This is a genomic window from Planosporangium thailandense (genome assembly GCF_011947195.1).
Taxonomy (GTDB): Bacteria; Actinomycetota; Actinomycetes; order Mycobacteriales; family Micromonosporaceae; genus Planosporangium; species Planosporangium thailandense.
On sequence record NZ_JAATVY010000035.1, the window covers coordinates 21,209 to 41,149 of the forward strand.

At 71.1% G+C, this 19,941-nt stretch carries 16 protein-coding genes and 1 tRNA gene; 9 read left to right on the forward strand and 8 right to left on the reverse strand.

Translation table 11 applies throughout. From position 1 onward, the window contains the following. Positions 1-8: 8 nt before the first annotated feature. Positions 9-716, reverse strand: a complete 708-nt coding sequence (locus tag HC031_RS28935; protein ID WP_167928620.1) for a DsbA family protein — start codon at positions 714-716, stop codon at positions 9-11. After that, positions 713-1,225: a MauE/DoxX family redox-associated membrane protein gene (locus HC031_RS28940; protein WP_338090881.1), complete on the reverse strand. Its 513-nt coding sequence runs from the start codon at positions 1,223-1,225 to the stop codon at positions 713-715. The genes HC031_RS28935 and HC031_RS28940 overlap by 4 nt, the downstream gene beginning before the upstream one ends. A 177-nt stretch (positions 1,226-1,402) precedes the next feature. On the opposite strand from HC031_RS28940, the gene HC031_RS28945 reads away from it, so the two are divergent. After that, positions 1,403-3,355, forward strand: coding sequence for a copper resistance protein CopC (locus HC031_RS28945; protein WP_167928621.1), 1,953 nt, complete (start codon positions 1,403-1,405; stop codon positions 3,353-3,355). Between the two features lie 105 nt (positions 3,356-3,460). Next, positions 3,461-6,796 (forward strand): bifunctional lysylphosphatidylglycerol synthetase/lysine--tRNA ligase LysX, encoded by a 3,336-nt coding sequence (lysX, locus tag HC031_RS28950; protein ID WP_167928622.1) that lies wholly within the window; start codon positions 3,461-3,463, stop codon positions 6,794-6,796. Between the two features lie 280 nt (positions 6,797-7,076). Here lysX and HC031_RS28955 read toward each other — a convergent pair whose 3' ends face one another. Beyond that, a complete protein-coding gene (locus tag HC031_RS28955) occupies positions 7,077-8,357 on the reverse strand; it encodes a glycosyltransferase 87 family protein (RefSeq protein WP_167928623.1) in 1,281 nt (426 codons plus the stop codon). A 226-nt stretch (positions 8,358-8,583) separates the two neighbouring features. Between HC031_RS28955 and orn the strand changes: the two genes are divergently transcribed. Together orn and HC031_RS28965 are read left to right on the forward strand one after the other, a co-directional pair. Next, positions 8,584-9,195, forward strand: coding sequence for an oligoribonuclease (orn, locus tag HC031_RS28960; RefSeq protein ID WP_167928624.1), 612 nt, complete (start codon positions 8,584-8,586; stop codon positions 9,193-9,195). Between the two features lie 88 nt (positions 9,196-9,283). Then, a tRNA-His gene (locus tag HC031_RS28965) sits at positions 9,284-9,359 on the forward strand. Between the two features lie 122 nt (positions 9,360-9,481). Here HC031_RS28965 and HC031_RS28970 read toward each other — a convergent pair. The 3 genes from HC031_RS28970 to HC031_RS28980 form a co-directional block, all read right to left on the reverse strand. Then, on the reverse strand, positions 9,482-9,883 hold the full coding sequence (locus HC031_RS28970; protein WP_167928625.1) for a globin: 402 nt from the start codon (positions 9,881-9,883) through the stop codon (positions 9,482-9,484). 53 nt (positions 9,884-9,936) lie between these two features. Further along, positions 9,937-11,544 carry an MFS transporter gene (locus HC031_RS34140; RefSeq protein ID WP_338090882.1) on the reverse strand — a complete coding sequence of 536 codons (1,608 nt, stop codon included), beginning with the start codon at positions 11,542-11,544 and terminating at the stop codon, positions 9,937-9,939. A 270-nt stretch (positions 11,545-11,814) separates the two neighbouring features. Beyond that, positions 11,815-12,972 (reverse strand): mechanosensitive ion channel domain-containing protein, encoded by a 1,158-nt coding sequence (locus HC031_RS28980; protein WP_167928626.1) that lies wholly within the window; start codon positions 12,970-12,972, stop codon positions 11,815-11,817. A 304-nt stretch (positions 12,973-13,276) separates the two neighbouring features. On the opposite strand from HC031_RS28980, the gene HC031_RS28985 reads away from it, so the two are divergent. Further along, entirely contained in the window at positions 13,277-13,801 is a 525-nt protein-coding gene (locus HC031_RS28985) for an HNH endonuclease (RefSeq protein WP_167928627.1), read from the forward strand. Between the two features lie 3 nt (positions 13,802-13,804). Here the strand turns inward: HC031_RS28985 and kynU are convergent, their stop codons facing one another. After that, a complete protein-coding gene (gene kynU, locus HC031_RS28990) occupies positions 13,805-15,058 on the reverse strand; it encodes a kynureninase (protein ID WP_338090883.1) in 1,254 nt (417 codons plus the stop codon). Between the two features lie 184 nt (positions 15,059-15,242). On the opposite strand from kynU, the gene ctaJ reads away from it, so the two are divergent. Then, positions 15,243-15,548 carry an aa3-type cytochrome oxidase subunit CtaJ gene (gene ctaJ, locus HC031_RS28995; protein ID WP_167928629.1) on the forward strand — a complete coding sequence of 102 codons (306 nt, stop codon included), beginning with the start codon at positions 15,243-15,245 and terminating at the stop codon, positions 15,546-15,548. Continuing rightward, complete coding sequence (locus HC031_RS29000; RefSeq protein WP_167928630.1) at positions 15,535-15,948, forward strand: DUF5130 family protein; 414 nt, start codon at positions 15,535-15,537, stop codon at positions 15,946-15,948. The genes ctaJ and HC031_RS29000 overlap by 14 nt, the downstream gene beginning before the upstream one ends. A 91-nt stretch (positions 15,949-16,039) precedes the next feature. On the opposite strand, the gene pepN is transcribed toward HC031_RS29000, so the two are convergent. After that, complete coding sequence (gene pepN, locus HC031_RS29005) at positions 16,040-18,616, reverse strand: aminopeptidase N (protein ID WP_338090884.1); 2,577 nt, start codon at positions 18,614-18,616, stop codon at positions 16,040-16,042. A gap of 257 nt (positions 18,617-18,873) precedes the next feature. Here pepN and HC031_RS29010 point away from each other — a divergent pair, with 257 nt between their 5' ends. Both HC031_RS29010 and HC031_RS29015 read left to right on the forward strand, forming a co-directional pair. Then, positions 18,874-19,500, forward strand: a complete 627-nt coding sequence (locus HC031_RS29010; RefSeq protein ID WP_338090885.1) for a mycothiol-dependent nitroreductase Rv2466c family protein — start codon at positions 18,874-18,876, stop codon at positions 19,498-19,500. 94 nt (positions 19,501-19,594) lie between these two features. Beyond that, the gene (locus HC031_RS29015) at positions 19,595-19,915 is read left to right on the forward strand and encodes a hypothetical protein (protein WP_167928632.1); all 321 of its coding nucleotides are present in this window, start codon (positions 19,595-19,597) and stop codon (positions 19,913-19,915) included. The last annotated feature ends 26 nt before the right edge of the window (positions 19,916-19,941 follow it).

Below are 19,941 nucleotides of genomic sequence, written 5' to 3' on the forward strand. Positions count from 1 at the left end.
CCTACCGGTCAGGCGCCGACGGCCTGCTGAATGTTGGTCAGGGTCGGGTTCTCGATCTGCTTGCCGTCGACGTACACCGTCGGGGTGCCGGTCACGCCGCGGTTGACCGCCTTGTCGGTGACGTGCTGCACCCAGGACTTGTACGTGCCGTCGCGTACGCACTTGTCGAAGGCCGAGTCGGAGACCCCCGCGCTGTGACCGAGCTGGATCAGCTTGTCGTCGGGGAGACCCGCGCCGCCCTCCTGCGGCTGGTTGGCGTACAGCGCCTGCAGGTACGGCTGCAGCTTGTCGGAGCTGGCGGCGCAGGCGAACGCGTTCGCCGACCTGGTCGAGTAGTTGGTCGTGGAGTTGCGGTCGAGGAACGCGAGCGGGTGGTACACCAGCTTGATCTTCTTGTCGGAGACCATCTGGTTGAGGCCCGTGCCGGACTCCTGCTCGAAGCGGTTGCAGACCGGGCACATGAAGTCGAGGTACACCTCGACCGTCTTCGGCCCGGAGCCGACGACCAGGCCGTCCGCGTTGGCGGTGGCGTGCGGCGGCGTCGCGTAGCTCGACGAACGCTGGCTCTGGTACACCCCGAAGCCGATGAAGCCGGCGATCACGAGCACCGCCACGACCCCGATCGACACCCACATCCGGCGGGCGCGGGCCCGCTCCCGGGCGATCTGCTCGCGTACGACGCGGGCGGCCTCTTTCTTGTTGACCCGGGAACTCATGCTGCCTCTTCCACTAGGAGCCACTTGTCGACCGCGAGGCGGGTACGCGGCCAGACCACCAGGAACCCGGCGAGCACCAGCAGCCCGAGGTCCCGGATGATGTCCGGCCCGTAGTTCGGGTGCTGGCCCGTCGCAAGCTGCCCGCCTCCGCCGAAGCAGCCGCAGTCGATGGAGAGTCCCCGAGCCCACGCGCTCGCGATTCCCACGATATAGACCGCGAAAAGGACAGCGGAAATCGCCGCGACCAGTCGGGTCGCGAGGCCGAGCAGCAGCAGGAGGCCCAGAGCGATCTCGATGAATGGCAGGGCGGCGCCCACGAAGCGGGCCGCATCCGCCGGCATCAGCTTGAAGGCGGCCACGGCGCGTCCGGATCCGGCGAGGTCGCCGACCTTGGCCCCGCCTGCGATCAGCCACACGGCGGCCAGCCCAACCCGGGCGATCGTGCCCAGCCAGGGGCGCGCTGTGGCCCAGCGGTACGTGTTGCTCACCAGGGTTGGTCGCGCTTTCACCCGGTTTCGGTTCCAATGGTGATCTAGATCACTGTTTGATTCACGGAAAATGTACCTGATGTCGGCGGTGTCGTCGCGAACGGTGGAACTTTCCCGAGGGCCCGGCCGACTACCCGCCACGTGAGGGTTGACCGATGCCCACGTGACGACGGTACGCGCAGCCGTCAGGATGGTCGCGTGACCCGCTGCCGTCCCCTCGTCGCGCTCGCCGGGCTGATCCTCGGCGTGCTGGCCGTGCTCGCCGGCCCAGCGGCCCCCGCGAGCGCGCACGCCGCGCTGCTGCAGACCGACCCGCAGTCCGGCGCGGTGCTGCCGACCGCGCCGGCCGAGGCCGTGCTGACGTTCAGTGAGCCGGTACGCATCGTGCCCAACAAGATCCACATCATCGGCCCCGACGGCCGTACGGTCGACGGCGGCGCCCCGAGGACCGAGGGCCCGCGGCTGCACATCCCGATGAAGCAGACGACCACCCGCGGCACCTATCTGATCAGCTACCGGGTCATCTCGGCGGACAGCCACCCGGTCTTCGGCGCCATCCCGTTCTCGATCGGCGCGCCGTCGCAGAGCCCGCCGACCGTGGGCGCCGGCGGCACCCGGACCGATCCGTTGGTGGAGTGGCTGCTCGGCGCCGCGCGCTACATCGGTTACGCCGGGTTGATCCTGGTGACCGGCCCCGCGCTCATCCTGACCGTGCTGTGGCCCCGGCGGCTGTCCCGGCGCCGTCCGCTACAGATGATCAAGATCGGTGCCGGCCTGGTCGTCCTGTCGTCGCTGGCGGAGGAGTACCTGGAGGCGCCCTACCACGCGGGGACGGGTCTGTTCGGGGCGAGCGCCACCGACCTGAGCGACGTGTTCAACAGCCAGTACGGCGCGGCGCACCTGGTCCGCATCGGCGTCGTCGCGGCGCTGCTGGTGCTGCTGCCGGTCTTCGTCAACCGCCCGGCCGGCGCGGGTGGAAGCGCGGGCTGGACCGACCGTACGCTCGTCGGGCTGCTCGCCGTGGTCGGGTTCGCCACCTGGCCGATCTCGGGTCACCCCGCGGCGACCTCGGTGCCCGTGGTCACCACGGTCGCCGACGCGGCCCACCTCGGCGCGATGGCCGTCTGGATCGGCGGCCTGATCACCCTCTTCGGGTTCCTGCTGCGCCGGGCCAACGCCCGTGAACTGACGGCGATCCTGCCGGTGTGGTCGCGGTGGGCGATGACGGCCGTCACCGTGCTCGTGGTCGCCGGCGTCGTGCAGGCGCTGGTCTCACTCGGGTCGCCGCGCGGGCTGTACGGCACCACGTACGGCCGGTTGCTGCTGGGCAAGGTCGGGGTGGTGGCCCTGGTGCTCGCCGTCGCCTGGTACTCGCGCCGGCTGACCCTCCGGCCGTTGCGCGAGTCCGACGAGTCTCGTACCGCTGAGCCGGGCGGTGAGGCCGTGCTGGCCGCTGTCGGGCTGGCCGAGGCAGGGGCCCGGACGGGGCGCTCCCCGGCGCTGGTCGCCCTGTCGCCGGCCGGTGGCAGCGGCGACGGCGTCGAGACCGACGGCGATGAGGTCGGCGGCGATGAGGTCGGCGGCGATGACGAGGACGGCGACGGCGTCGAGACCGACGACGATGAGGTCGGCGGCGACAGGGACGGCGACGGTGACGAGATCGGCGACGCGGACGCCGCCACCGCGGACGCGGCGTGGGTACGCAAGCGCCTGCGCCGGTCGGTCCTGGTCGAGCTGATCGGCGCCGTCCTGATCCTCGGACTGACCTCGACACTGGTGCAGACCACGCCCGCGCGAGCCGCCCTCGAGCAGACCGCGAGCCGCCAGGACCAGCCCTACAGCGCGACGCTGACGACGAAGCTGTACTCGCTCCAGGTGCAGATCGAACCCTCGACCGTCGGGGCCAACACCGTCCACCTGTACGCCTTCGCGCCGGACGGCAGTCCCGTGTCGGTGAAGGAGTGGACGGCCACCGCCGCGCTGCCCGCCAAGGGCATCGAACCGGTCGCGCTGCCGACCCTGCCGATCACCGACAGCCACGCCGTCGCGCAGGCCCAGCTACCCGCCGCCGGCACCTGGGAGCTACGGTTCACGCTGCGCACCACCGACATCGACGCCGCCACCGTGGTCGCGCGGGTACCCGTGTCCTGACCTGCTGATCAGCTGCCGCTCGGTGAAATCCCGACAGGCGGGCGGGCGTTGGGTCGCCTTGAGCGCCTATCTTTGGGCTCGTCGGTGGCTTCACGGGGAGATGCGGTGTCCGAAGCGGTAGCAGCACGGGGAGCGGGCAGGCGGTCGCGCGACACCCGGCGCGACTGGCGGGACCGGGTTCCGTCGGTGGTCGCCGGGGTGTTGACGGTGCTCGCGCTGCTCTGCGCGGTCGCGGCGGTCAGCGCGGCGTTCCACCACCGGGTCCAGTGGGCCCGGGTGGCCGTGGACGAACTACTGATGCCGGCGCCGGCGAACCTCGGCTACGCGGCGTTCGTGGGGGTGCTGGCCGTCGCGGTGGCGCACCGCAAACGGGTGGCGTTCTGGATGCTGGTGGTCGGCTTCGGTCTGCAGGCCGCCGCGGACCTGGCGCTGTTCGGGGTGTACGACCTCATCCGCACCTCACCGTCGGACTACTGGGAGAACGACCTCAAACCGTTCGAACCGTGGCTCGCCGCCGGCAACCTGGTGCTCACCGTCGCCGTCATCGCGGTGCTGGCGGTGTCGCACCGGCAGTTCTACGCGCGGGTGCAGCGGGCGAGCCTGCCCAAGGCGCTGGCCACCGTCGTCGTCATGCTCGGCTTCTTCTCGGTGGTCGGCTGGGGGCTGGTGGAGGCGTTCCCCGGCTCGCTGCGGACCAACGCCCACGAGTTCACGTACGCCGCCGAGAAGGTCAGCGGTGGCGCGTTCGTGTTCGACATCGCCCGCTCCGGCCGGGCGCCCGGCTGGGTCAACCTGGTGCTCGGGCTGTTCGGCGCGATCAGCCTGTTCGCCTCGCTGTACGTGCTGTTCCGGTCCCAGCGCGCCGCGGCGGCCCTCGCCCCCGACGACGAGCGTCGGGTACGCGCGCTGCTGGCCGCCTCCGGCGAGCGCGACTCCCTCGGGTACTTCGCCACCCGCCGCGACAAGTCGGTGGTGTTCTCGTCGACCGGCAAGGCCGCCGTCACCTACCGCGTCGTCGCCGGCGTCTGCCTGGCCAGCGGCGACCCGATCGGCGACCCGGAGGCCTGGCCGCCGGCCATCGCCGCGTGGCTGGAGCTGTGCCGGGCGTACGCGTGGACACCGGCCGTGATGGGCGCCAGCACCGACGGCGCGACCGCGTACGCCCGGGCCGGGCTGCGCGTGCTCCAGCTGGGTGACGAGGCGATCATCCACGTACGGGACTTCACGCTCGACGGCCGGGACATGCGCCCGGTGCGCCAGGCGGTCAACCGGGTGCGCCGCGCCGGCTACACGTCCCGCATCCGCCGCCACGCCGACATCTCCTCCGACGAGATGGCCCGCATCATCGACCTCGCCGCCCGCTGGCGCGACACCGAGACCGAGCGCGGCTTCTCCATGGCCCTCGGCCGGCTCGGCGACCCCGCCGACGGCCGGTGCGTACTGGTCGAGGCCCTCGATGCGCAGGGGCGTGAGGTGGCGCTGCTGTCGTTCACCCCGTGGGGGACGACCGGCCTGTCGCTGGACCTGATGCGCCGTGACCGGTCCAGCGACAACGGACTCATGGAGTTCATGGTCGCCGAGCTGGTGGCCGCCGCGCCGCAGCTGGCCGTCGAGCGGATCTCGATGAACTTCGCCGTGTTCCGCTCGGTGTTCGAGGAGGGCGCGCGTATCGGCGCCGGGCCGATCCTGCGGGCCTGGCGCGGGTTCCTGCTGTTCTTCTCCCGGTGGTTCCAGCTGGAGTCGCTGTACCGCTCCAACGTCAAGTACCGGCCGGAGTGGGTGCCGCGTTACGTCTGTTTCGAAGACATCCGCGACCTGGCGAAGGTCGGGCTCGCCTCCGGCATCGCCGAGGGCTTCGTGGTCGTGCCGAGCCTGCGCACGCTGCTGCGCCGGGGCGCCGCCCGGCCGGCCGAGGCGCTGCCGGAGGAGGTCTCGGTCGAGCCGGAGCCCGCCGTCGTCACCGACGCCCCGTCCGCCGCCGTCCCGGCGCTGCCGGAGCAGACCCGGGTACGGCTGGCGAAGGTGGAGGCGCTGCGGGTCGCCGGGGTGGAGCCGTACCCGCCGGGCTTTGCCCGTACCCGCGGGTGTGGCGAGATCAGGGCGGCGTACGCGCGGCTCGCGCCGGACACGGCGACCGGTGAGCAGGTCGCGGTCGCCGGCCGGGTGATGCTGGTCCGCGACCACGGCGGGCTGCTGTTCGCCACGCTGCGGGACTGGTCCGGCGACGTGCAGGTCATGCTCGACCGGGACGTGATCGGTGACTGGAAGCGGGCGGTCGACCTCGGTGACCACGTGGGCGTCACCGGCGAGGTGATCACGACGCGGCGGGGCGAGGTCTCGGTCCGGGCCGCGTCGTGGACGCTGACCGCCAAGTGCCTGCACCCGCTGCCGAACAAGCATCGTGGCCTGACCGACCCGGAGGCGCTGGTACGCCAGCGGCACCTGGACCTGATCGTCAACGCGGGCGCGCGGGACATGCTGCGGGTGCGTTCCGCGGCCCTGCACGCGGTCCGCACCGCCCTGATCGACCGGGGCTACCTCGAGGTCGAGACCCCGATCCTCCAGCGGGTACACGGCGGCGCCAACGCCCGCCCGTTCACCACCCACATCAACGCCTACGACATGCGGCTCTACCTGCGCATCGCGCCCGAGCTCTACCTGAAGCGGCTCGCCGTCGGCGGCGTGGAGAAGGTCTTCGAGCTGGGCCGGGACTTCCGCAACGAGGGCGCCGACGCCACCCACAACCCCGAGTTCACGATGCTGGAGGCGTACGAGGCGTACGGCGACTACGTCTCCATGCGGGCGCTGGCCCGCGACCTGGTGATCGGCGCGGCGACCGCCGCGTACGGCGCGCCGGTCGTACGCCGCGGTGACGCGGAGATCGACGTGAGCGGCGAGTGGCCGGTCGTGCCGGTGTACGAGGCGATCTCGCTGGCGCTGGGGGAGAAGATCGACCCGGACACGTCGCTGGAGCGGCTGCGTGACCTGGCCGGGCGGGCCGGGGTGCCGGTGCAGCCGGGCTGGGGACCCGGCCACGTGGTGCTGGAGATGTACGAGCGGCTGGTGGAGGCGAACACCGAGGCGCCCACGTTCTACACGGATTTCCCGACCGAGGTGTCGCCGCTGACCCGCGCCCACCGCGACGACCCGCGGCTGGCCGAGCGCTGGGACCTCGTGGCGTTCGGGATGGAGCTGGGCACCGCGTACACCGAGCTGATCGACCCGGTGGAGCAGCGCCGCCGGCTGACGGCACAGTCGTTGCTGGCCGCCGGTGGCGACCCGGAGGCCATGGAGCTCGACGAGGACTTCCTGCACACCCTGGAGTACGCCATGCCGCCGACCGGCGGGCTGGGCATGGGCATCGACCGGCTCGTCATGCTGCTGACCGGCCGCAGCATCCGCGAGACCCTGCCGTTCCCGTTGGTCAAGCCGACCTCGTAGCCGGTGTGGCGGGTGTCGTCCGCCGGAAACAACTGTGGCCTCCGCCGCGACGGAGGCCACACTCGTCACCAGGGGGGATGGTGACTTTGTTGATGTCACCGGGGGGATGGTGACTTTATGGGTTGTCGGCGACCCGGCGCGGGGGGATGCACCAGACCGTCGTCGACGGCAACGGTACGTATGTGCCGTCTTTGCTGTCCGTGGGGATCATTTCGGACAAGCCACACGATAATGCGAGCAAAGCATGGCAACAAGGTCTGTCTATTCCCGTGAAAATGTGCTATGCCGGCTCGCCCCACGAACCGCACTCCGCCAGCGTCCGGGGGTCGTCGACCGGCGCGGCGGCCGTCCCTTCGGCTTGCGGCGCCCGCCGGAAAGGCAGCGCGACCAGTAGCGCGAGCGTGAGAAGCACGTACCAGTTGTTGATCAGGAAGCCCGGCACGCCCCGGCCGGCGGAGCGCGCGACGACGTGCCAGTCGTACCAACTGATGATGCTGAACGTCGTGGTGACATAGAGCACAGCCGCCATCGCGGCCGGCGGCCACCACCGTCGACCGGTCCGCCTCCGCTCCAGCGCGACGTCGACCAGCACCACCAGCGCGGGTACGAACCACAGCAGATGGTGTGACCAGGTCACCGGGCTCACCAGGCAGCCGACGAACGCCGCCAGGGTGAGTCCGCTGGCCTCGTCACCGGCCGCTGCCGCCCGGCGGGCGCGCCACAGCCCGTACGCCATGACCAGGACGGCCAGCAGTGCCCAGACGGGCCGGTTGGCGACTCCGTCGCCGAGCCGGGCCAGCGAGCCGGTGAGCGACTGGTTCTCCAGCCGGTCCGGGTGACCGATCCGCTCGGTCTTCCACAGCAGTTCGGTCCAGAACCACCAGGTGTCGTGCCAGCCGACGGCGGCGCCGGCCAGATTCGCGGCGAGCGCGGTGGCGATGGCGGTCGCGGCCGCCCGCCAGCGCCGGGTCAGCAGGAGATAGATGATGAAGATGCCCGGCGTGAGCTTGATCGCGGTGGCGAGACCGATGCCGACACCGGTGAGCCGGGACCGCCGGGGCGCGGCCACCAGCAGGTCGATCACGACGAGGGCGGCCAGGACGAAGTTGATCTGACCGAAGCTGAACGTCTCGCGTACCGGCTCCAGCCAGCTCGCCGCGGGTATCGCGAGCGCCACCGCGAACCACGCCGGGTACCCGTACCGGGCCGCCACCGGGGCGATCAGGCACCAGAGGGCGGCGACCCCGGCCGCGACGGACACCGCCGTGAACACGGCCTGGGCGGCCCCGAGGGGGAGCGCGGCCAGCGGCCGCAGCAGCAGCGCGGCGCAGGGCGGGTAGGTGAAGCCGAGAGTGCCCTGTACGGGGTCGGGCTGGCTGTAGGAGTAGAGGTCGTGCCCGGCCGCCCACCAGCGGACCGCCCGGTAGTAGATGCCGAAGTCGAAGAAGTGGTGACGGTTGCCGTACCAGACGTGGGCGCCGCCCGCGACGGCCCACACCGCCAGTAGGACGACGACGCGGCGGGGGCCGATTCGCACACGGCCGGCGCGTGTGGTGGGCATCGCCGCTCCCAGGTCGGTCCCAACCGGATCCCGGCAACTCTATCGGCCCGAACGCCCTGATCGCAGGTGCCATGCTGGCGCGCCGACGGGTGTCCGCTGTCCTTCCGCTGCCGGCGCTGACCGTGCGTCGCCGCGCATGGTTGCCGTGCCGTTGCCTCGCCGGTGCGGAACGCTGCTTCCGGGCGGCCCGCCACGAAAATGCCTGGATGCGGACTACGCTGTCTACGTGAGTGATCTTTTGGTCTGGATCGACTGTGAGATGACCGGGTTGGATCTGACGCGCGATGCTCTCATCGAGGTCGCCGCGGTCGTGACAGACCCGGACCTGAAGCTGCTCGACGAGGGGATCGACGTGGTGATCCACGCCGATGACGCCGTGCTGGACGGCATGGCCGACGTGGTGCAGCAGATGCATGAGCGATCCGGCTTGACGACCGCGGTCCGCGAGTCCACGGTGAGCCTGGCGCAGGCGGAGGACATGATCCTCGAGTACGTGCGCCGCCATGTCCCCGAGCCGAAGACGGCGCCGCTGTGCGGCAACTCGATCGCCACCGACCGGGGGTTCCTGGCGCGGGACATGCCCCGCCTGGACGCGCACCTGCACTACCGGATGATCGACGTGTCGTCGATCAAGGAGCTGACCCGCCGGTGGTACCCGCGCGTGTACTTCGGCCAGCCGGCGAAGGGCCTGGCGCACCGGGCGCTCGCGGACATCCGCGAGAGCGTGCGCGAGTTGGAGTACTACCGGCGGACGGTGTTCGTCCCGTTGCCCGGGCCGGATGTCGACACCGCCAAGGCGGTGGCCGCGTCGCTGTTGAACCCCGACGAGGAAGCCTGACACGCCGCGCACCGATCCCACTCGACGCGGGTGGGGCGGGTATGGCTATCATGGGTCGGCGCCGCGAACGTCGCTTCGCGTCGGCATGGTGGCTGTAGCTCAGCTGGTAGAGCACCGGGTTGTGGTCCCGGGTGTCGAGGGTTCAAGTCCCTTCAGTCACCCCATCTGTAACGCAGCAGGCCCCCTCCTCGGAGGGGGCCTGCTGCGTTGTGGGGGTACTCACACGCTCATGATCCTGAAGGTTTCGTGGGCCTATGGCACCTCGAACTCTCCACGATCATGAGCGTCAGCTTTCGTCGGCCGTGTTGACCAGGAAGTGCGCGGCGCGTACCAGGTAGTGCCACAGCTCCGTCTCCTGCTCGGACGGCAGGTTCAGGGAGTCCACGGCGCGGCGCATGTGGTGCAGCCAGGCGTCCCGCTCGGCCGGTCCGACCCGGAAGGGGGCGTGGCGCATCCGCAGCCGCGGGTGGCCCCGTGTGGCGGAGTAGGTGTTCGGGCCGCCCCAGTACTGCATCAGGAACAGGCACAGCCTGTCCGCGGCGGGCCCGAGGTCGGCCTCCGGGTAGAGCGGCCGCAGCAGCGGGTCGGTGGCGACGCCGGCATAGAACTCGTCGACGAGCTTGCGGAACGTCGGCTCGCCGCCGACCTGGTCGTAGAACGAGGGGGTCTGGGCTGCGGTTGTCACCATTTGATTCTGCCAGCTGCTCGGACGATCGCCGGTCCGTCACGCCTCGGGCGCGGTCAGTGTGACGCGCTCGGCAGCCGGGACCAGCCCTCACCGGAGTCACGGCTGTTCTGCTCGCCGAGGGCCGTGCCCCCGGCCACGTCGGCCGGCGCGACCGGGTTGACCGGTCCGTCGGGCACGCCCACGGCGTCCGCGCCGGGGCCGCCGGGCGCACTGGGGCCGGCGTCCGCGCCGGGTCCGCCGGGTGCCCTGCGACCGCCGGACGCACTGGGGCCGCCGGGTGCCCTGCGGCCGACGGACGCCCCGGGTTGGTCCGCCCGCGCTCGGTGACGGCCCACGGACGCCCCGTTCCGCGTCGCTGCCGCCGCCTGGGCGGGGCTCGCGCCGCCGGTCTCCTCGTTGGCCTGCCGGGCGCGGCGGATCGCTTCCGCCAGGCCCTCGGCGCTGGGCCAGGTGATGCTGATGAACAACATCAGGACGGTGCCGGCGACGCCCCACAGCCCGACCACGAGCGGCAGGTCGGCGCGGCTGGCCAGCGCGCCCGTGACGAAGACCGCCGCGCCCTGGCACAGTTGCACACCGCTCGCCATCACCCCGAAGGCGCGGGCCCGGAACCGGTCGGGCAGCGCCTGCACGAACAGGCCGTTGGCTGAGGGGATCATCGCCGCCGTCGCGAAGCCGCTGACCGCCCCGATCGCGGCCACCCCGTAGACGGCGGGGTCGGCCAGCGCACCCACCAGCACGAGCGGCGCGATGACGGCGAAGGGCCGGATGAGATGCTGTCGGGTCGACGGCTGCACCAGTCGGTTGATCAGGACGCTGCCCAGCGCGAAGCCGGCCGGCATGCTGCACATGATCAAGCCCTGCGCCCAGCCCCGGGTGTGCGGGTCAGCCGCCAGGTGTCCGGCCCACGCCGCCGCGAGCCCCTCGGGTATGACCGGGAAGAGCAGCGCCGCGAACACGACGGTCGCGAGCGACCGCAGCACCTTGCCGCCGAACACCACCGCGAAGCCCTCCGCGGTCTCCCGCAAAAGGTTGCTTCGCCGGTCCCGGGTCAGCGCGGGCTCGCGGTGATGCACCCGCAGCCCGACGATGCACGCCGAGATGCCGAATGTCGCCGCGTCGAACAGCAGCGCCATGCGCGGGTCGTACGCGGCGATCGCGCCGCCGGTGAAGTAACCGAGGATCAACGCCATCTGAGTGGTCGTCTCCAGCATGGAGACGCTCAGGACGTACCGCTCGCCCTCCAGGATGCGCGGATTCAGCGCCGAGCGGGCGGCCTTGAACGGCGGTTCGAACAGCGCCGTCACGAACAGGAGCGCCAGCACCGCGGCGACCGGTATGCGCGGCAGCGCGACCAGCCCGATCGTCACCATACGGGCGAGGTCGCAGACGACCATGGTCCGCCGGTACGGGTGCCGCTCGGCTAGCGCCGAGAGCACCGGCCCCACCCCCAGCCAGGGCAGGAAGCTGATGGCGAACGTGACCGCGCTGAGCAGGGCCGAGCGCGTGTGCTGGTAGACGAGCGCGGTGACCGCCGCACGCGCTATCGAGTCACCGAAGACCGACAGGCCGCTGGAGTAGAAGACTGCCCGGAACTCCCCGCTCGCCAACACGTCGCGGAACGTTGCTGGTCGACCGGCGGCGTGGTCCGGGTCGGACACCGGCTAGTCCTCCAAGTTCCGATCCGACTCGTGTCAAGTCGGGTGCGGGGCGGCGGCCGACGTCCCGGCCGGGGCCCTGGGTCAGGGCGCGGACCGGCGAGCGATGAGTACGACGTCGGGTTTGGACGATCGGACGATAGCTGACCGTCCGGCCGATGCGCGAGACCTCGTACAAAGGTTCCTGTTGGTAATGCGCAAAAAGCGCTAAAAGCCATGATCGGGTGACGCTTTTGCGAAGGCGACCACGGTCGGTAGTCGGGTCCGGGCCCGTCAGTTCTCCGCCGGGGCCGCAGTTTCGGTGGCGGCGCCCGTCGCCGGCGGCTGCGGCGCGGCGGCCGGGTGCGGCGCGGCGGCCGGGTGCGGGGATGGCGAAAAGCCGTCCAGTGCGGCTGGCGGTGCGCCGGCGCCCGCCACGGACGATTCCGGCAGACCCGCGGTCCCGGGCTGCAGCAGCACCCGCCCGGCGCCGATCCGTTCGGCGATACCGGCCTCGTCCAGCGCATGTGTCAGGCGGTGCCGCAGTTCCCGGCCCATCTTCCACTGCGACTCCGAGGTCGTCTTGACCGTGGTCCGCAGTACGGCGCCGTCGGCGGTGATCTGCTCCACCCCGAGGACCTCCGGCGCCTCGAGGATCTCGTCGCTCCACTCCGGATCCTCGGCCAGCCGGGCCGCGGCCGTACGCAGGATCGCCGCGGCCTCCTGTACGCCGGCGAAGCCGACCGGGATGTCGACAACCACCTGGGCCCAGCCCTGGCTCTTGTTGCCGACCCGGGAGATCTCGCCGTTGCGGATGTACCAGACCACGCCCTGGGAGTCGCGGATGGTGGTGATCCGCAGCCCGACCGCCTCGACCGTACCGCTGGCCTGGCCGACGTCGACCACGTCGCCCACCCCGTACTGGTCCTCGAGCAGCATGAACAGGCCGGTCACGAAGTCCTTGACCAGGTTCTGCGCACCGAAGCCGATCGCGAGGCCGACGATCCCGGCGCTCGCCAGCAGGGGAGCCAGGTTGATGCTCAGCTCGCCGAGCACGAGCATCAGCGCGATCACGAAGACGGTCGCGGAGGCGACGCTGCGCAGCACCGAGCCGAGCGCCTCGGCCCGCTGCCGGCGCCGCTCGGGCTGCATGCCGGCGTCGCGCAGCAGTGCACCGGGCATCTTCTCCCGCAGGGGCTTGAGCAGCGTGGGGGAGGAGTCGGTGGTGCTGCGCACCAGCCGGCTGATCATGCGGTGGATCAGTGCCCGCGCGAGGAGCGCCAGCGCGATGATAAGCACGATCCGTAACGGCTTCACCAGAAACCAGTAGCTGCCTTCGGCGAGCCAGAGCTGCCCGGTCTGTTTCAGAATTACGTGGCAGAGCTCGCGTGCCTGCGGACAGCTGGGGGTCGGCTGCGGGGTCGATGCGGCGAACTGGTGAAGGGGGGTCACGGCATAGTTTCGTACCTCATCGACGGCCGCGCCGTCGCGCGGCCCCGTCCGACCGAGGGGATGAATCCCGCCTTATGGCGGTAATTCAACCGGTGATTCGACCGGTACGGGGCGGCTCACACCCGTCGGCTCGATCGCGGCGACGGGTGTGTCGCGGGCGCTGCGCGCTTCACCCCAGGTCCCACCCTGATTAGCGCGTGCAATTCGACGATCTATCGGGGACGATTGGCGCCAAGAGGAGTGGGCGCGACCAGTGACGTAGAGGCGACGACGGGAGACCGCATCACCCAGGAGGGCGGCAGCGATGCCTGACATACGACGCACCATCGGCAGCACCTTGGTCCTCAACGCCACGTACGAGCCGCTGTGTGTCGTGTCTGTCAGACGCGCCGCGATCCTGATCTTATCCGCGAAGGCGGTGTGCGTCTGCGACGGCGACGGCGCGCTCCACAGCATGCGCGCTCAGTTACCGGTGCCGTCCGTGGTGCGGCTCACCCGGTACGTCCGCGTCCCCTACCGCACCCACGTCGGCCTTTCCCGGCGGGCGATCTTCGCTCGTGACGGCGGCCGGTGCGCCTACTGCCGGGGCCCCGCCGAGACGATCGACCACGTGCTGCCGCGCAGCCGCGGCGGCGCGCACGCCTGGGACAACGTCGTGGCCGCGTGCGCCAGGTGCAACCACACGAAGGGCGACCGGACGCCGGCGGAGCTGGGCTGGCGGCTGCACGCCGCGCCGACCGCGCCCAAGGGCACCGCGTGGCGCGTCCTCGGCCACCGCACACCCGATCCCCGCTGGTCGGACTGGCTCGACCTGCCCGAGGTCGCCTGAGCGTCAGGTCACCCGCGCCCGCTCGGCCGGGAAGTCCCTCCAAGCGCCCGACCGCATGATCGTGCGCAGCCGGTCGAACCCTTCGTGGACGTCCACGAACCGGGTGTACAGCGGGGCGAGCCCCATCCGCAGCCGGTCCGGGGTACGGAAGTCGGGGATGACGTTCGCCGCCTTGAGCGCCTGGCAGATCTGCCACGCGTTCGGGTGGTACAGCGTGACGTGCGCCCCCCTCCGCCCCGGCTCGCGCGGCGTGGCCAGGGTGAACCCGTCGCCGGCCAGGAGTGCGTCGAACAGTTCGATCGCGTACTCAGTCAGCGCCGCGCCCTTGGCCGCGATGCGGTCGATACCGGCCTCGGCCGTGATCGACGCGCCCTCGAGCACGGCGTACGCGCCGAGCACCGGCGTGGTGCCGACGAGGAACCGGTCGATCGAGGCGGCCGGGTCGTAGCCGCTTGCCATCGCGAACTGGTCGCGCTGCCCGAACCAGCCCCAGATCGGCTGGCGCAGCTGTTCCTGCAGGTCGGCGCGCACGTACAGGAAGGCCGGCGCGCCCGGGCCGGCGTTGAGGTACTTGTACGTGCAGCCCACCGCCAGGTCGACGTTCGCCTCGCGTAGCGGCACCGGCACCGACCCCACCGAGTGGCACAGGTCCCACAGGGTCAGCGCGCCGACCTCGTGGGCCGCGCCCGTGATCGCCACCAGGTCGGCCAGCGCGCCGGACCGGTAGGCCAGGTGCGACAGGCACACCAGCGCCACGTCCTCGTCGAGCGCCGCCCGTACGTCGGCGGGGTCCAGGCCGTCGTCGATGTCGGCCCGGAGAACCCGCAGTTCGAGCCCGCGCGCGGCGGCCAGCCCCTCCAGGATGTACCGGTCGGTGGGGAAGTTGTCGTCGTCGGTGACGATGACCCGCCGGCCGGGGCGGGCGTCGAGCGCGGCCGCGGCCAGCTTGTACAGGTTGACGCTGGTGGAGTCGGAGACCACGACCTCGCCGGGGGAGACGCCGAGCACCCCGGTGGCGAGGACGTCGCCGGCCCGGCGGGCCAGTTCGATCCACGCGTCCCAGCCGCGGATCAGACCCTGGCCCCACTCCCGCGCGATCACGTCGGCCAGGCGCTGCCGGGTGGCCACCGGCAGCCGGCCGAGCGAGTTGCCGTCGAAGTACACGAGGTCGGGCTCGTCGATGACGAACCGGTCCCGGTACGGCGCGAGGGGATCGCCGGCGTCCAGTTCCTCGGCCCTGCTCAGAAGATCCGTCACGAAGGGCAACTTAGCGGTGCCTGCCCCGGCGTCGTCATCGACCTGCTGGGCTGGCACAATTCGTACCCGCAAGGGTTCTGCGGCACCCCCGACGCGGCGTACTATGCGCCGGCCGATACCGTGAACCCGGCATATTGGTGTCCCTTCGACGCCGGGGGGCGTTGGCTTGTCAATAATTGAGACGGTGCTCATCTACGTCGGCATTCCGGTGCTGGTGGTCGTGGTCGTCTTCGGCCTCGTGTTCGCCGCCAGCGACCGTCGCGGGCACAGTAAGCGCTACCGGCCGGGCCGCCCCTACGAGTTCCGCCCGGTCTGGTTCCTGTCCTCGCCGGAGATGCTGGCCGGCCCCGGTGCCGAAGGGCACACGGCGCTGCCGGGCGCGCACGAGCACAAGGCGCTGCCCGCCGGTGCATCGGACGCCGCGGCGGAGCGGACCGCCCGTACGCCGGCCGAGCAGCGCGCGACTGGAGGCGCAAGTGACCGTTGGTGAGCAGGACGTACGCCCGACCGAGCGCCCTGAGGTGCTCGACGGCCCGTTCAACACCCGACAGCTGCTGCGTCTGGACGAGGCGCTGCGCCTGGCGGACCGGGGGACCGGTCTGACCTTCAGCGTGTACGTCGGTGAGCTCGACGAGCCGGTGCGCGGCCACGCCGAGAAGCTGCACGGTCAGCTGGCCGACCCGGACCACTCGATCCTCATCGCGGTGTCGCCCAACCAGCGGCTGCTCGAGATCGTGACCGGTGCGGAGGCGCGCCGGCGCATTCCCGACCGGGCCGCGAAGCTGGCCGCGCTGTCCATGGCGGCGTCGTTCGGCGGCGGCGACCTGGCCGGTGGTCTGGTGTCGGGACTGGCTCAGCTCACCGACCAGGCCGGCAAGCCGGCCGCCTGACGCCCGGCACGTCCGCGGCTCGATCCCTTTTACGTATCAGCCCCGGTGGTCACCTGACCACCGGGGCTGATACGTGCGTGCGCGTTCGCGATCAGGCGCTCGCCGCCGCGTCCTTCGCCCGGGCCTTCAGAGCGCGTACGACGCCGTCCCGCCCCTCCGTGACGAGGCGCCGCAGCGGGGCGGGGCTGCCCTTGCCGGCCCCGGTGAGCCAGGCGTCGGTGAGGGCCACCGTCTCCTCGCTGACCTGGTAGGAGGGGTAGGCCAGCGCCACGAAGTCCTGCGCCGGTTCGCTGTCGAGCGCGGCCCAGATGTCGTTGACCACCTCGAAGTACTTCGCGGCGTACGCTGCGGTCAGCTCCACCTGCGCCGAGTGCTGGAAGCCGAGGAGCAGCGACCGCAGCAGCCAGTTGGGCAGCTGGTGGTCGGAGACCAGCCGGCGCCACGTCTCGGCCTTCGACTCCGGAGTGGGTTCCAGCGCCCGCGCGAGCGCGGCCTGCCGCTCGCCGCTCGCGGTCCGGTCGGAGTCGAGCTCGGACTCGATCGCGTCCGGCCCGGTCGAGCCCTTGGCGACGAGCGACTGCAGCAGGCTCCACCGCAGATCCGACTCGATCCGCAGCCCCTGCGGCACGTTCTCGCCACGCAGCCAGTCCGCGAGCCGGGCGAGGTCGTTGTCGGAGCGGGCGGCCGACGCGTACGCCCGGGCCCACGCGAGCTGGAACCCGCTGCCCGGTTCGGCCCGCTCGACCGCGTCCGCGGCGAAGCGGGCGAGCTGCTCCCAGCCCTCCGGCGACCAGGACGGGTCGGTGTAGAAGGTCAGCACCGACCGGGCCTGGCCCAGCGTCGCGGTGACCAGGTTGATGTCCTTCTCGATCGCCAGGCCGCGGATGACCATCCGGATGTAGTCGCGGCCCGCCAGCTCGCCGTCGCGCACCATGTCCCAGGCCGCCGCCCAGCACAGCGCCCGCGCGAGCGGGTTGTCGAGACCGGCGATGTGCTCGACCACGGCCGCCATCGACCGTTCGTCCAGCCGCAGCTTCGCGTACGTCAGGTCCTCGTCGTTGAGGAGCAGCACATCGGCGGCGGGCAGCCCGGCCAGCTGCCGGATCTCGGTACGCCCGCCATCGATCTCGACCTCGAGGTGCTCGCGGCGGACCAGGGCGCCTTCGTCATTGAGGTCGTACAGACCGATGCCGATGCGGTGGGTGCGCAGCGTCGGGTACCGCTCCGGGGCCTCCTGGAGCACGGCCACCGACGCGTACGTGCCGTCCTCGGCCAGCGTGATCTCCGGGCGCAGCGTGTTGACCTGGGCCGTCTCCAGCCACTCGGCGGCGAACTTGCGCAGCTCCCGGCCGGACGCGGCCTCGAGGGCCGACAGCAGGTCGTCGAAGGTGGCGTTGCCCCAGGCGTGCTTGGTGAAGTACGCGCGCAGGCCGGCGAGGAACGGCTCGATCCCCACGTACGCGACCAGCTGCTTGATCACGCTCGCGCCCTTGGCGTACGTGATGCCGTCGAAGTTGACCTCCACGGCGTCCACGTCGGGGATCTCGCAGTACACCGGGTGGGTCGACGAGAGTTGGTCCTGCCGATAACCCCAGTTCTTGCGGATCGACAGGAAGGTCGTCCAGGCGTCGGAGAAGCGGGTGGCGGCGGTGTTGGCCCAGTGGCTGGCCCACTCGGCGAACGACTCGTTGAGCCACAGGTCGTCCCACCAGCGCATGGTGACCAGGTCACCGAACCACATGTGGGCCATCTCGTGGAGGATCGTGTTGGCCCGCTGCTCGTACTCGAAGTCGGTGACCTGGCTGCGGAAGATGTAGTGCTGCTCGGCGTGGACCACGCAGCCGAAGTTCTCCATCGCGCCGGCGTTGAAGTCCGGGCTGTAGATCTGGTCGTACTTCGGCAGTGGGTAGCGGACGCCGAACTCGCGGTGGAAGAAGTCGAAGCCCTGCTTGGTGATCAGCAGGATGTCGTCGGCGTCGAGGTAGCGGCTCATCGAGGCCCGGCAGAAGACGCCCAGGTCGATGCCGTCGTGCTGCTCACGCACCTCGTGGTACGGCCCGGCGCAGATCGCCGTGATGTACGTGCTCATCCGCGGCGACCGGGCGAAGTGCACCGTCTTGGCGCCGGTCATCCCGGCGGCGGGCTCTTCGCGCTCGATCGGCATGTTCGACACCACGCGCCAGTGCTGCGGCGCGGTGACGTGCCAGGTGAACTGCGCCTTCAGGTCGGGCTGGTCGAAACAGGCGAACACCCGCTGGGCGTCGGCGGTCTCGAACTGGCTGTAGAGGTAGACCTCCTTGTCGACCGGGTCGACCGTACGGTGCAGGCCCTGGCCGGTCGAGGAGTAGGCGCAGTCGGCGTCGACGACCAGCACGTTGTCCGCGGCGAGGCCCGGCACGACCAGGCCCTTGTCGGCGGCCCAGCCGGAGATGTCCAGCGGCTCGCCGTTGAGGGTGGCACCGCGCAGCGAGTCGGCGGCGACCTCGATGAAGGTGGTGGCGCCGGGCTCACGGCAGCTGAACCGCACCTCGGTCACGGAGCGGAATGTGCCCTCACCGGGATAACCGTTGCCGTCGGTGAGGTCCAGGCTGATGTCGTACGCCGAGACGTCGAGCAGGCGGGCCCGGTCGGCGGCCTCCACCTGCCTGAGGTTGCGAACTCCGGCCACGGTTTTCGTTCTCCATCTGTGTGGGAGAGGCGCGTTGTACCCGCCTCGATTGTGGGTGAGGGGTCCGTTCAGTACCCGCCACCGAGTCATGCGGTAAGAAACGATCCTTTCACAACCGCTCGGTAGCTACGAAGTGGCGCAGCTCACGATACGGGAGTCTCGCTGCGCCTACAGGGCGGCGTAAGGATCGGGGAAGGAGAGTCGACTTTCTTCGTGCGTTCACCCGATATTTCGTGCACCCGATATGAGGAGCTGTTGTGACCGAGCGCGTCACCGCCGACATGTGGTTCGACCCCGCCTGCCCCTGGGCGTGGATCACGTCCCGCTGGCTGCTCGAGGTGGAGAAGGTGCGCCCGGTCGACATCCGGTTCCACGTGATGAGCCTCGCCGTGCTCAACGAGGGTAGGGAGGACCTGCCCGAGGACTACCGCGAGTTCCTGAAGACCGCGTGGGGGTCGGTGCGGGTGGCGATCGCCGCCGAGCGCAAGTTCGGCAACGAGGCGTTGCGCCCGCTGTACACGGCGATGGGCACGCGTATCCACCTCGGCAAGGAGGAGCGCAACCGCGCACTGTACGAGGCCGCGCTGTCCGACGCGGGCCTGCCGGTCGAGCTGGCCGCCGCGGCCGACTCCACCGAGTACGACGAAGCGCTGCGGGCCAGCCACGAGGCGGGGATGCGCCCGGTCGGGATGGATGTGGGTACGCCGGTCATCCACGTGCCTGGTCCGGACGGGCAGCAGATCGCGTTCTTCGGTCCGGTGGTGACGCCGGCACCCAAGGGCGAGGCGGCCGGCCGGCTGTGGGACGGCACTCTGCTTGTCGCCGGTACGCCCGGATTCTTCGAGCTCAAGCGCACGCGCGACGTGGCGCCGTCGTTCGAATAGCCAGAATTGTCCACTTCTTTGGGTGGCGCGCGTCACGACCGCGCATCGCACATCGTTGCTTCTCGGCGAACGCTCTGCTGCATGAGGAGGACCGGTGTCGACGAGCGTGGAACAGGCGCACAGTGAAATCGTCGTCGCCGACGACGAGGTGGAGGGCAGCAGACCCGGCGCGTGCTGGTCGGTCCGCGAGTGTGGCTGGCGCAACGAGCTTCCCGAAGACGTGGTCGAGCTGCTCGCCCCTCCCGTGATCGTCTCCGCCGAGGCGTTCGCGCCGGCCGGTGCGTGCGACGTGGTAGCGGCCGAGGAGCCGGAGCCGGTGGCCTACCGACCCCGGCACGCGGCGCCGGAGGAGGCCCTGCCCGCGTTCACCGCTCCACCGCGGAGGCTGCGCCGCCGGCGCCCCGCCGCGGCCTAGCCACCGGTCGCCGCCGCCCACCCGAC

What these genes read in the sequence shown, in the direction of transcription:
- HC031_RS28935 (WP_167928620.1), bottom strand. Translation starts at nt 716, where the DNA reads ATGAGTTCCCGGGTCAACAAGAAAGAGGCCGCCCGCGTCGTACGCGAG.
- HC031_RS28955 (WP_167928623.1), bottom strand. Translation starts at nt 8,357, where the DNA reads ATGCCCACCACACGCGCCGGCCGTGTGCGAATCGGCCCCCGCCGCGTC.
- HC031_RS28985 (WP_167928627.1), top strand. Translation starts at nt 13,277, where the DNA reads ATGCCTGACATACGACGCACCATCGGCAGCACCTTGGTCCTCAACGCC.
- HC031_RS28970 (WP_167928625.1), bottom strand. Translation starts at nt 9,883, where the DNA reads ATGGTGACAACCGCAGCCCAGACCCCCTCGTTCTACGACCAGGTCGGC.